The organism is Streptomyces sp. NPDC015242, from assembly GCF_043079125.1.
Taxonomy (GTDB): Bacteria; Actinomycetota; Actinomycetes; order Streptomycetales; family Streptomycetaceae; genus Streptomyces.
Genome location: NZ_JBIBUF010000010.1, coordinates 248277 through 260767, shown reverse-complemented (window position 1 = coordinate 260767; position 12491 = coordinate 248277). Strand labels below are relative to the sequence as shown.

Below are 12491 nucleotides of genomic sequence, written 5' to 3'. Positions count from 1 at the left end.
GGCTGCGTGGGCGGTGCGGGCGGGCCGGCGGTTCAGGAGGTGAACGGGACGGCGTCGGCCGGGTCGGTGTGCCAGTTGGTGGCGAGGGGCTTGTCGACGGTGACGCTGCCGACGTGGAGGGAGAGGGGGTTGGGGTCGTCCTCACTGACGGAGGCGATGACCGTGCTGTATTCCGTGCCGGTGTCGCTGTTGGTGCTCTTCGGCGTGACGCCCGCGTAAGCCGTCCTGTCGCCGTTGAGGGTGATCTCCTCGCCCGCGACCTGCTCGGCCGGCCCGGCCTGCGTGCCGCCGGAGCCGAAGGCGAAGACGGGCAGACCGGCGGGCAGCACACAGGTGATGCCGGACTTGGCCTTGACGCTGACCTGGTAGTAGCCGCCGGCCTGCGTCATGGGCTTGGCGGACCACTGGAGATCGTTGGTGCCGCAGCTCTGGCCGTAGCCGCTCTTGCCTGCGGCGCCGGAGCCGGCCGGCGACGAGGACGTGCCCTGGGCCTTGCCGCCGCCGTCGGCCTTCGACGGGCCGGTCTTCGCGACGTCGTCGCCGCCGCTGGCACCGCCCCGCGCGGCGCTCGGCGTGGGCGTGGGAGCCGCGGAGGACGCCGTCCCGGTCTTGTCGGCGGCGTCGGTCGAGCCGCTTTCGCAGGCGGTCATGAGCAGTCCGGCGCTCAGGGCGGCGGAGACGGCGAGGGCGGTGCGCAGGCGGCGGTTCATGGCAGGTGTTCCCTTCCGGTCGGTGAGCGGGCCTCGGTGTGGGCCGTGGTCCCGCGCTCTCGATCGGAACGACGGCCCGCTTGGGCGACGGGTTCGACCGGGGAACCTGATCACGACGCTCTCGTCACAGCGCTGTGACGAACCGGGCCGGGCCCTCACCTCACGGTCGACCGCGGCGGCTTCGCGTGAACCGCCCTGCCGCCCGGTCGTGGTGGCGCTGACGGGCCCGGTCCGGTCCTTAAGGTCGGGCGGTCCTGGCCGGAGCGACGGACGGTGGCGTGCGCGAAGGACGCACGCCGCTGCAGGCCCGGGCGACGGGAGCGGCCGCCCCACCGAGGCGAGCGCTTGCGGTGGCTCGCGCCGCGAAGGTGGCCTCACACGCCGAGCGCCGCCAAGAGCTCCATGCGAGTGGGACCCGGCTCACCGTACGGGGGACGGAGGCCGAAACGTGCGATCCGTGCGGCCAGTTCCGCGTCCGGGAGCCGTGCTCCGGGACCGGTGAGCAGGGCGGCTCCAGCGGCGTAGGCCCTCAGCAGGTCGGGGTCGCGGAACTTCAGGGTGTCCAGGGCACGCCTGACATGCCAGGTGCGGTCATCGGTGACGTACACCGTGGGGTCGGCCGCCCGCAGCGCGTCGATCTCCGCGAGCCGGTGACGGTCCCAGTCGGCGAGACCCCGGCGGACCGGGCCCAGCGTCGATTCCGTCGTCTGCGCGAAGGACAGGGCCAGCTTCTCCGGATCGTCGTGGACGCCGGTACGCAGCAGATCCCGCAGCGCGACGGCGTGCAGCGCCCCCATCGACAGGCCGAGGCCGAACAGCGGGTTGGTCGTGGCCCAGGCGTCCCCGATGCTCAGCACACCGGTCGCGACCGGGGCACCGTCGACGACGAAGGTGCGGTGCCTGCTCTCCATGCCGGACATGGCCATCACGTCCGTGACGGGTTCGCCGTACTCGGCCAGGTGCGCGACCTGCGGCAGCAGTGCCACCGCACGGTGCCAGGCGTCCGGACGGGCCAGCGCGCGCAACGCCCGGTCCCGGCTGGAGATGCCGACCGACAGCGACCAGACACCGGCGTCCCCCGTGGTCGCGACAGTAGAGACGCACGCGTAGTGGGCGCTGTGCGCGGGCGGCATCTCCGGTACGGAGCCGTCCGCCGAGCGGAAGTAACGGGTGTACGCCAGGAAGCCGTCCTCCGCACGTTCTTCGAGGGGGCCGGGTGCTCCGAGATCCCGCAGCATCCTGCCCACGGCGGAGTTCCGGCCGCTCGCGTCGACGACCAGGTCCGCGTGGACGGCCTCACCGTCCCGGGTGAGCACCCCGCGGACGTGAGGGCGCCGCGGCACGCGCTCGTTGCCGGGCAGCAGCGCCGCGACGGCGGTGCCGCGGCGGACCTCGAGCCGGTCGCATCCTGTGGCGACCTGGTCGAGCGCTGCCTCCAGCAGCGGTCGGCGCGCGGTCATCATGGCGAAGCGCTCGTCGCCCGGTAGCCGGGCGCCGGCCTCCCCGAACCGCCGTGGGCCGTCGAGCAGGTTGGTGCGTACCGCACCGCGGGTCTCCAACTCCCTTTTCACGTCCGGCAGTTCCGCCGCCAGGGTCCTGAGCACCGCGGGCAGCAGCAGGTGCGGATGACGAAACTGGTTCACGCCCGGCCGATGCCACCCCCGCCACAGCTCGTCCCCGCTCGCGTCGGGCGCGGGAGCGCCGTCGCGTTCCAGCACGGTGACCCGATGCCCGTCACCGGCCAGCATCATCGCGGCCATCAAGCCGACGGGCCCGGCGCCCAGCACAACTACGTCCATCACACCTTCTCCTGATCGCACGTGGTGACGGTCAGGTTCGGCGTGATCGTTGCTCGGTTTCCAGACCGGTCCCTGCTCGGTACGGCCGGACGGTGCTCACTCAGGAGCGGCCGGTGGGGTGGGCTCGGTACCGTACATCTCCTCGCGCCACAGCGCGTCGCAGAGCCGGGTGATCCCTTCTGTGAGATGGCGGCGGTAGGTGCTGAAAGGCAGCCCCAGCCGCGCGGCGACCGCCTGCTGGGTGGGCCGGCCCCGGCCCAGGTAAGTGGCGGTGAGCGCCCGGTGGAACCGATCGCCGCCACGCTGGTGGCGCAGGTTGTCGGCAGCACGTCGCACGATCTCGGGCAGGGACAGGTCCCGGCCGGCCACCAGACGGCTGTGGCACAGCGGATTCTTCGCCAGTTCGCCTGGCTGGTCCAGGGTGCGCAGCGCCTCCCGTACGGCGTGGTCGAACTCCTGACGGGAGAGCACGGCGAACACCTCACCCGCCCTCACGTGTTCCGCTTCCGAGACGGGGGCCGGTGTCGCCCCGGAGGTACGGGCCAGCATCAGCCGGTTCTTCTGCTCGGCCCAGGCCCACAGGGGCTTCACCCGCCAGTCGGTGGCGAACAGCGCGTAGGTGGTGCGTCCGACGCGGGGCCGTTCGGTCAGTGGCCACAGGCCGAGACTGGTCAGATAGGGCGTCCAGAAGTCCGCCGCTCTGACGACGATGTAGGTCCAGGTCAGGCCCTTGTCCGCCCGGGCTACCTCCGCCAGGGACCGCCACTGGTGCAGATCCTCCACCGGCGAGATCTTCGGGTACTCCGGTGATGTCACCGTGAAGCGGGAGATGGCCAGATGCTCCCCGGCGCGCAGGGCGGTGGTCGCCTGGGTGTGGCGCCAGGCCGCCTCGGCGACGGGATCCGGCTCCGTCTCCGCGCGGGTGGTCAGACGCAGCCAGGCGGAGAAGCCGACGATACGGTCGTCCCGCGTGGTGCGGCACACCCGGAAAGCCTGTGGTTGCCGTTCGAGCCAGTGGCGCGCCAGCGCGGCCGACTGGGGGCCTTCGACGCGGGTGGCGAGATCCAGCAGGTGCGGGTGGTCGGCTGGTTCGCAGGCCGTCAGCCGGACCTCGCCCTGCCGCCAGCTGTTGTAGTCCGACATGTGCTGGTCGTCGCGGTACAGGTACAGGAAGGCGCCCACCGCGGGCAGGATGCCGCTGTCGGACGAGACGCGGATCTGGTCGAACAGGTGACGGCTGACACGGCCGTGCAGCTCCGCGTACCCTTCCGGGTCCCGCCAGCGCAGGTCCGCCTCCAGGGCTCGGCGCACCAGATCGTGAGGGAACAGGCCCTGATGGGCGGACTCGATGAACGGCAGGTCACGCAGCCAGGCGAACAGTTCGGCGGCGGCGTCGCCGAGGACGGCGCGCAGCAGGGACTCGGTCGTCATGTGGGCGCGGGCGCACACCTCGAGGGCGCGCCGGTGCAGTGGTGAGGGCACCTCCCCGACCAGGCGTGCCAGCAGCGTGCCGATGACGTCGCGGCCCGGTTCCCAGCCGGCGGCTCCCTCCTCCTTGAGCGCCACCGCGGCACCGAGCACCAGGGCGAGGGGGTGGCCCCCGGTGAAGCCCAGCAGCGCTTCCTGCGCGGGCTGCGGTACCCCTCGGGCGTCCAGGAACGCGGAGGCTTCCTGGGGAGCGAGGTTGCGCAGGGCGATGACGCGCAGCAACGTCGACCACCCGGGGTCCAGGGCCCAGGCGTCCTCGGGAGGGCGCCGTCCGGCGATGACGACGACCGTGCCGAGGGGCAGTCGGGGCAGGAACCGGTCGCGCAGCCAGCCCTCCAGCGCCTGGCAGTGTTCGAAGGTGTCGATCAGCAGCACGGTGCGCTCGCCGGCGTGACCGGCTTCCTTCTCGAAGGCCTCCGGTGTGGGCTGGGTGATGCGGGCGTCGATGTCCAGGACGTCGCGGCCGGCGTTCCTGGCCTCGGCCGCGAAACGGCGCAACAGCATGGACTTGCCGATCCCGCCGGGCCCGTGCACGTACAGCACCGACGGCTCCCCGTCGGCTCCGGACAACGCCGCCCTGAACACCGCGAGCTCCGTGGTCCGCCCGGTGAACGCGCGATCTCTTGCCTGCTGCAGCCGGTCTCCCACGAGAGGGCCGTCGCTGATCATGTCCGGGTACCTCTTGAGTCGTCTTCGGGGGGGCGGACGCGAGTCCGTCTCAGTTCGTCGATGATCTCACCACACGGGAGGCGAGGCCTGGGACTGCTGCGGCCTGCGCATCCAGGCGTGGGCTGCCAGAGCCGGCTGGTCCCCGCCGGGCGTGCTGAGGCGCCGGCTCCTGCTCGTTGATCTGCTCAGCAGAAACACAAGCGGAACAGAGCCTGCCGATCCCCCCGAACGTCTCCATCTCGCCTCCATCCCACCTTGGAAACCATTCCCCACGTCTGCCGGCTTCCCCGTTCGATTCCGGACTGCCGTGACACACAGGCACCTTCGAGACAACAGGTGCACGTGCTCGGACGCCGGCACCGTCCGGACGAACCGGGGCCGGGAGCCGCACGTCGGCCACCGCCGTCAGGTTTCGCGTACCGGTGCGTACACGTCCGCCCCCAGCCCGAACGTCCAGGCGACGCCCTCCCGCGCCGTGCGGGTCGAGGGCGGGACACGCAGCCAGTACGTGCGCCGGGTGCCGTCCGGTTCCGGCGTGCTGTTCAGGACCTCGACCATCACCACCGGCTCGTCGCCGTTCAGGTCGATCCGCCACAGGGTGCCCGTCTCGTCGGAGTGCAGGGGGCGCGCGCCGGAGTCCGCCAGGTAGCGCTCGTAGCCGTAGTACTCCAGCATCACCCTGCGCAGCTCGGCATTCTCCTCGGCCCGGATGCGGTCCGGTGTCAGCGTGGACAGCTCGGCGAGGAAAGCGGCGGGGACCGGCATGCCGCGCCAGGCGTGCAGAGCGAACCCGTCCCGGTAGGCCAGGGCGGGACCGTCCCCGCGGTCCAGGCGGCCCGCCTCGTCGCGGTGCAGGGCGACAGGGCGTTCACAGACGACAGCGACGGATGCGAACGGCCACCACCAGCCCGCCGTGCGGCACACCGCGCCCAGGCCGTCCAACGGCGCCCGGTCGGTGGGGAAGGCGGCGAGCCAGGGCGCGTCGTGCTGGCCCAGCACCGCGTCCAGCAGAAGCAGCCGGATCGCGGTCTCCTTGGCGCGGTCGCGGGCACTTGTGCGACCGGTGGACTCGGACCCGCCGCCCGTGCCACCCGAGCCGGCGGTGTCGCCCGCGCCGCCGCACAGGTCGTTCAGCAGCCCCGTGCGGATCCGGTCGACCAGCGTCTGGGTGGACTCCCAGAGGCGGCCACCGGTCGCCTCCCAGTGAGCCGACCACCCCGCAGGGCCCAACTCCCGGTGCAGCCGGTCGCGTTCGAGCGCCCACGGCCTCGTCCGGATCTCCTCTCGCACGCTGGGGCCCCTGCCCTCCAGACTCAGCAGCAGCGTGACCGCCGCGCGCGGGGAGTCGGCCCACAGCACCCGCTCAGGTTCCGCGAGACCGGCACGCCGGTAAGCGAGGCGTACACCTGCCTCGGCCGCCGCGCGGTCGGCCGGAGCGGTCGCCGTGGCACACGCGCGCCAGAATCCGATGTCTTCGAGGACCCTCGTCCTCTCCCCCGCCCCCGTCCTCGCCTGGAACTCCTCCGGCCTCTCCGTCGCCGTAGAGGGGGAACCCGTCGAACCCGTCACCTTCGCTCCTTCACCGGCCTCATCGGCCTCATCGGTTTCATCGGTTTCATCGGCCTTGATCAGCTTCATCGGCCTGATCGGCTTGATCGACTGCATCACTTCGTCGACTGCACTGCTTCATCGACTGCACCGCTTCATCGGCTGCAACGACTGGATCCACTCCGTCGCCCCCGTCGCGCCCGTAGAGCCCGTCGCGCCCGTCTCCTCAGTCCGCAACGATCCGCACGGACCCCGGCACGTACTCCCGCTGCCGGATCACCCGATACCACCCCCGGGGAAGGGGGATCGCCGCATGCTCCTCGTGCACCACACGTCCACCCTGGGGCAGATGCAGCAGCAGAGGACCGAACGCCCCACGCTCCCGCACCAGTTCACCCGGGCCGACAACCGCGTGCGCGTGGCCGGTGACCTCGCCCAGCGCCAGCACCAGCCGGCCCCGCGCGTCGCGCGGCTCCCGGGGCGCGGCGGCGACATGCGCCGGCACCGCCTCATCGTCCAAGGGCACGATCAGCACGTCTCCCTGCCGGTACACGGCAGCCTCCCTCCCACCGGCGCCCACGCGCCGGACTCATGACGCAGACCGTAGGGGCAGCTACTGACAACGGGCCCAACCACGGCCCCCGTCACGGGCACTGTCAGTGCCAGTTGGTAGAACTGCGGTCACGACGGAACGTCCCGTCCCCCTTCACACCCTTCACAGGAGCAGCCGCATGACCATCGGTTCCCACCTCGACGCGTTCTACCGGCTGCCCGCCCACACCTTCCCCGGCCCCGACGAGCGGACGAACGACCTGCCCGAGGCGGACTCGGTCGCATGGCGCATCACCAGCGACGTCTACGACTCCGACGAGGCCTGGACCAAGGCCTTCGCCCGGTTCCGCGCCACCGTCGACACCACGCGCGTGCGTGCGCTCATCGTGGGCGCCTGGCAGGAGGCGTACGAGACCGACCCGTCCGACGTCATCGAGGCGCTGGTGGCCGCACGGGACGGCTTCCCCGCGCTGCGGGCGCTGTTCATCGGTGACATGGTGATGGAGGAGTGCGAGATCTCCTGGATCAACCAGACCGACGTCACACCGTTGCTCAGCGCCTTCCCCGACCTGGAGGAGCTCGGCGTCCGGGGCGGGACCGGGCTGCGTTTCCCCGCCCTGAGCCACTCCGGACTGCGCAAGCTGACCATGGAGTCCGGCGGGCTGCCCGCCGAGGTCGTCCGCGGTGTCGCCCACAGCGACCTGCCCGCCCTGGAGGTTCTCGACCTGTGGCTGGGCACACCCGACTACGGCGGTGACAGCGAGGCCGCCGACCTGGAGCCCATCCTCTCCGGCGCCCGGCTTCCGCGTCTGCGCCACCTGGCCCTGTGCAACAGTGAGATGCAGGACGCCGTCGCCGCGGCAGTCGCCTCCGCTCCCGTGGTCGCACGCCTGGAGGTGCTGGACCTGTCCATGGGCGTCCTGACCGACGACGGAGCCTCCGCCCTCCTGGCCGGGCAGCCGCTCACCCACCTGAAGGAACTCGACCTGCACCACCACTACATCAGCGAACCCCTCCTGGAGCGCCTGCGGCAGACGCTCGAACCCGCCGGCGTCGCCCTGGACCTGGACCGCGACGACGCCGACGAGGACCAGGACGGCGACGGCACGGTGTGGCGGTACGTCGCCGTGGGCGAATGAGCACCACGGGCGTGCACTCCGGCCGGTCCCCCGGCCGCCGCTTCGCGGTCGTGGGCAATCCGGACAACCGCCGGGTCACGCTGTTCGCCGAGGCGGTACGCGCGGCCGGACTGCCGGCTCCGCGCGTCGTCCCCTGGCCGGAGGTACTGCGCGCCGGCGGAGCCGAGTTCGACGACGGGGAGATCGTCCGTATCGACTCACCCGGGGAGAACACCGCCGTCGACCGGCTGCTCCGCGGCGTCGAGGATCCCACCCGGGTGGAGGGCTCGGCCCGCTGGTACGCCGGGTTCACCGCCGCGCTGCGCACCCTGCGCGGCGGCATACGCCTCGACGACCCCGACGACCTGGCCGTGCTCTTCGACAAGCGGCGCTGCCACGCCGTCCTCGACGCGGCGGGCGTGCCGGTCCCCGCCTCGCCCACGTCGGGGCCGGGGGCCGCACCGGTCCGCGGCTGGGACGACGTACGCACGCTGATGCGGGAGCACCGGATGCCCCGGTTGTTCGTCAAACTCGCGCACGGCTCCTCCGCTTCGGGCGTGCTGGCGGTGGAATCGGCGGGAGGCGGGCGCATCCGGGCCACCACCTCGGTGGAGATCGGGGCGGACGGGCGGCTCTTCAACTCGCTGAAGGTGCGCCGCTACGAGCGCGAGGGGGACATCGCGGCCATCGTCGACACGCTCGCTCCCGACGGCCTGCACCTGGAACGCTGGCTGCCGAAGGCGTCGCAGCAGGGCCGCGTCGCGGACCTGAGAGTGGTCGTGGTGGCCGGCCGAGCCACCCATGCGGTGGTGCGCACCAGCCGCTGGCCGCTGACCAATCTCCACCTCGGCGGCAGCCGGGGCGACCTCGACACGGCCCGGCGGGCCGTCGAGGCGGCAGGCGCCCGCTGGACCGACCTGCTGGACGCGTGCGAGCGGGCAGCGGCCTGCTTCCCGCGCACCCTGTGCGTGGGCGTCGACCTGCTGCCGGCCGTCGGGTGGCGCAGAACCGCCGTCGGCGAGGTCAACGCCTTCGGCGACCTGCTGCCCCGGCTCACCGGCCTGCCCGGCAGCGGAGCGGAGGGCCTCGACACGTACGCCACCCAGGTCTCGGCCGCCCTGCTCGCGTACGGCGGCCGACCCGCCGACTGACCACCGACACGACCACCCCGACGAGCACGACCAGCACAGCCACAGCCACAGCCACAGCCACAGTGAGTAAAGGCAGCCGCAGCCGGCCGCACCAGGCAGCCACAGCAGCACAACCCCTACGACCAGCACGACCGCACGACAGCACGCCGACAGAACAGGAACAAGCGCCCATGCCGTCGCCCGCACCGCCCCCTGAGCCGCTCCCGCCCACGCCGGAAGCGGGCGACCCGGACATGAACGAGATCGTCGGCAGCCACGACCTGCTCCTGGTCACCCTCGACACCCTGCGCTACGACGTCGCCGCCGAACTCGCCGCCGCAGGACGCATACCGAACCTGACCCGCCAGCTGCCCGGCGGCCGATGGGAGAAGCGGCACGCCCCGGGCAGCTTCACCTACGCCTCGCACCAGGCGATCTTCGCGGGCTTCCTGCCCACCCCGGCCGCGCCCGGACCGCATCCGAGACTGTTCGCGGCGAGTTTCGCCGGCAGCGAGACCACCGCCCCGAAGACCTTCGTCTACGACACCCCCGACCTCGTCTCCGGGCTGGCGAAGGTGGGCTACCACACCGTCTGCATCGGAGGGGTGGGCTTCTTCAACAAGCAGGGCCCGCTCGGCTCGGTCCTGCCCGGGCTCTTCGAGGAGTCGCACTGGGAGCCGGAGTTCGGCGTCACCTCCCCCGCGTCCTTCGAGAACCAGGTGGCTCGCGCGGAACAGGTCATCAGCGAACTCCCGTCGGAGCGGCGGCTGTTCCTCTTCGTCAACGTGTCCGCCCTGCACCAGCCGAACTGGTTCCACCGGCCCGGCTCCACCCGGGAGGACGGTGACACCCGTGAGACGCACGCCGCCGCGCTGGAGTACGTCGACCGGCACATCGGGCGACTGTTCGCCGCGGTGAGCAGCAGGCGCCGCTGCTTCGCGATCGTCTGCTCCGACCACGGCACCGCCTACGGCGACGACGGCTACACCGGCCACCGTCTCGGGCACGACTGCGTCTGGACCGTGCCCTACGGCCACTTCGTCCTCGAACCCGCATCCTCCACGACCGCACCGGCGACGCACCCCGCCCCCCGCCCGACGGAGACCGCCCGATGACCGCCACCGCGTCTGCGACGGCCGCGACCCGAGCCAGGGCCCCGCTCGCCGGCGGCCCCTACCAGAGCTACGTCTACGCCTACCCCCACAAGACGGCCTACCGTCCCCTCCCCCACCGCCCCACGCTCGACTCCCTGTGGGCCGCCGAGCCGAAGGACGCCCTCTCCCTCTACCTGCACGTCCCCTTCTGCGAGGTGCGCTGCGGCTTCTGCAACCTCTTCACCCGCATCGGCGCCCCGGACGGCCTGACCGGCGCCTACCTGGATGCCCTGGAACGCCAGGCGGACGCCGTGCGTGAGGCGCTCGGGGACGGCGACGAGGTGCGCTTCGCCACCGCGGCGTTCGGCGGCGGCACCCCCACCTTCCTCACCGCCGCCGAGCTGGAACGCCTCTGCGACATCGCCGAGCACCGCATGGGCGCCGACCTGCGCGCCGTTCCGCTGTCGGTCGAGGCGTCGCCCGCCACGGCCACCGCCGACCGGCTGGCCGTGCTGGCCGCCCGGGGAGCCACCCGCCTCAGCCTGGGCGTACAGAGCTTCGTCGACTCCGAGGCCCGCGCCGCCGTACGCCCGCAACGCCGCGCCGACGTGGAGTCCGCGCTCGGACGCGTCCGCGACGCGCGCATCCCGGTGCTCAACATCGACTTGATCTACGGCATCGACGGCCAGACGGAGACCACCTGGCGCCGGTCCCTGGACGCGGCCCTGGCCTGGCGGCCCGAGGAGCTGTACCTCTACCCCCTGTACGTGCGCCCCCTCACCGGTCTCGGCCGCCGCGGCGGCGGCCCCGACCCCGCATGGGACGAGCAGCGGCTCCGGCTGTACCGCGCCGGCCGGGACCACCTGCTCGCGCACGGCTACACCCAGCAGTCCATGCGCATGTTCCGCCGCGCCGACGCCCCGCCGCAGGGTGCCGACGACTACGCCTGCCAGACGGACGGCATGATCGGCCTCGGCTGCGGTGCGCGTTCCTACACCGCCGGCCTGCACTACTCCTTCGACTACGCCGTGGGCATGCAGGAGATCCGCGCCATCATCGACGACTACGTCGGCGCCACCGACTTCTCCCGCGCCGAGGTCGGTTACGCCATGGACGCGCACGAGGCACGCCGCCGTCACCTGCTGCAGTCGCTGCTCCAGGCAGAGGGGCTGCGCCTCGACGACTACCGGGCCCGCTTCGGCGTCTCCCCCGCCGACGACTTCGGCCCCGAACTGGCCGCATTCGCCGAACGCGGCTGGCTGGCCGACGGCGACTCCGAGACCCTCCGGCTCAGCCCGGAAGGCCTCGCCCACTCCGACGCGATCGGCCCCGCCCTGTTCTCCCCGGCCGTGCGCGCAGCCATGGCCGCCTACGAGAGGAAGTGACCGGCCCGCATGGACCTCACCCTCCTCTATCGCGGCCCGCTGGCCTCCTGCGACTACGACTGTCCCTACTGCCCGTTCGCCAAGCGCCGTGACAGCGGCGCCCAACTGCGGGCCGACCGCGCCGCCCTGGACCGTTTCGCCGCCTGGGCCGCGAGCCGGACCGAGGACCGTCTGTCCCTGCTGTTCACTCCGTGGGGCGAGGGGCTGGTGCGCTCCTGGTACCGGCGCGCGCTGGCGGACCTCTCCCGTCTGCCGCACATCCGGCGGGTGGCGATCCAGACCAACCTGAGCTGCCGCACCGACTGGCTGGCCGAGGCCGATCCCGGGACCATCGCCCTGTGGTGCACCTACCACCCGGGCCAGACCCCCTACGACCGCTTCCTGGCCAAGTGCCGCCACCTGGCAGCGCGCGGCATCCGGTTCAGCGTCGGCATCGTGGGACTGCCCGAGCACCTGGAACCGGCCCGCCGGCTGCGCGCCGACCTGCCGGAGCACGTCTATCTGTGGGTCAACGCCGCCGAGGGCCACTCCTACACGGACGCCGAGGCCGACGTGTGGACGGCGCTGGACCCGCTCTTCCCGTACAGCCGTCACCCGCACACCAGTGCCGGTCTGCCGTGCCGCACCGGCGACTCCGTGATCTCGGTCGACGGTGAAGGCACCGTCCGCCGCTGCCACTTCGTACCCACCCCGCTGGGCAACCTCTACGACGGCTCCTACCGCGCCGCCCTGCGTCCACGCGCCTGCCCACTCGCCGTCTGCGACTGTCACATCGGCTACGTACACCTGGAGACGCTGCCGCTGTACGACGTCTTCGCCGGCGGAGTGCTGGAACGGATCCCCGCGCAGGTCCCGGGGGCCCAATTCGGGTCCTGATCCGGGTCCTGATCCGGGTCCTGATCCGGGTCCGGGTCCGGGTCCGCTTCGGGGCCGTCAGCGATGCGTCTGCCGACCGTCATCCCGGTGCTCGGTGCCGGCCACAGGCGGACAGAGGGTGC

At 72.4% G+C, this 12491-nt stretch carries 10 protein-coding genes; 5 read left to right on the top strand and 5 right to left on the bottom strand.

Going from position 1 to position 12491, the window contains the following annotated elements; all coding sequences use genetic code 11:
- Window positions 1-32 precede the first annotated feature (32 nt).
- From ACF07N_RS31090 to ACF07N_RS31070, 5 genes are all read right to left on the bottom strand, one after another.
- Complete coding sequence (locus ACF07N_RS31090; RefSeq protein ID WP_392119315.1) at window positions 33-710, bottom strand: DUF4232 domain-containing protein; 678 nt, start codon at window positions 708-710, stop codon at window positions 33-35.
- Window positions 711-1084: 374 nt separating this feature from the next.
- A complete protein-coding gene (locus ACF07N_RS31085; protein ID WP_392119312.1) occupies window positions 1085-2509 on the bottom strand; it encodes an FAD-dependent oxidoreductase in 1425 nt (474 codons plus the stop codon).
- A 96-nt stretch (window positions 2510-2605) separates the two neighbouring features.
- Window positions 2606-4666 carry an ATP-binding protein gene (locus tag ACF07N_RS31080; protein ID WP_392119309.1) on the bottom strand — a complete coding sequence of 687 codons (2061 nt, stop codon included), beginning with the start codon at window positions 4664-4666 and terminating at the stop codon, window positions 2606-2608.
- Window positions 4667-5071: 405 nt separating this feature from the next.
- A complete protein-coding gene (locus ACF07N_RS31075; RefSeq protein WP_392119307.1) occupies window positions 5072-6235 on the bottom strand; it encodes a DUF6745 domain-containing protein in 1164 nt (387 codons plus the stop codon).
- 205 nt (window positions 6236-6440) lie between these two features.
- Window positions 6441-6767 (bottom strand): hypothetical protein, encoded by a 327-nt coding sequence (locus tag ACF07N_RS31070; protein WP_365095287.1) that lies wholly within the window; start codon window positions 6765-6767, stop codon window positions 6441-6443.
- 178 nt (window positions 6768-6945) lie between these two features.
- On the opposite strand from ACF07N_RS31070, the gene ACF07N_RS31065 reads away from it, so the two are divergent.
- The 5 genes from ACF07N_RS31065 to ACF07N_RS31045 all read left to right on the top strand — a co-directional run bounded on the left by ACF07N_RS31065 (window position 6946) and on the right by ACF07N_RS31045 (window position 12369).
- Window positions 6946-7905 carry an STM4015 family protein gene (locus ACF07N_RS31065; RefSeq protein WP_392119304.1) on the top strand — a complete coding sequence of 320 codons (960 nt, stop codon included), beginning with the start codon at window positions 6946-6948 and terminating at the stop codon, window positions 7903-7905.
- Window positions 7902-9035: an STM4014 family protein gene (locus ACF07N_RS31060; protein WP_392119301.1), complete on the top strand. Its 1134-nt coding sequence runs from the start codon at window positions 7902-7904 to the stop codon at window positions 9033-9035. The genes ACF07N_RS31065 and ACF07N_RS31060 overlap by 4 nt, the downstream gene beginning before the upstream one ends.
- 233 nt (window positions 9036-9268) lie before the next feature.
- Window positions 9269-10129 carry an STM4013/SEN3800 family hydrolase gene (locus ACF07N_RS31055; RefSeq protein WP_392119530.1) on the top strand — a complete coding sequence of 287 codons (861 nt, stop codon included), beginning with the start codon at window positions 9269-9271 and terminating at the stop codon, window positions 10127-10129.
- Entirely contained in the window at window positions 10126-11493 is a 1368-nt protein-coding gene (locus ACF07N_RS31050) for an STM4012 family radical SAM protein (RefSeq protein ID WP_392119299.1), read from the top strand. The genes ACF07N_RS31055 and ACF07N_RS31050 overlap by 4 nt, the downstream gene beginning before the upstream one ends.
- A 9-nt stretch (window positions 11494-11502) precedes the next feature.
- On the top strand, window positions 11503-12369 hold the full coding sequence (locus ACF07N_RS31045; protein ID WP_392119297.1) for an STM4011 family radical SAM protein: 867 nt from the start codon (window positions 11503-11505) through the stop codon (window positions 12367-12369).
- Window positions 12370-12491: the final 122 nt, after the last annotated feature.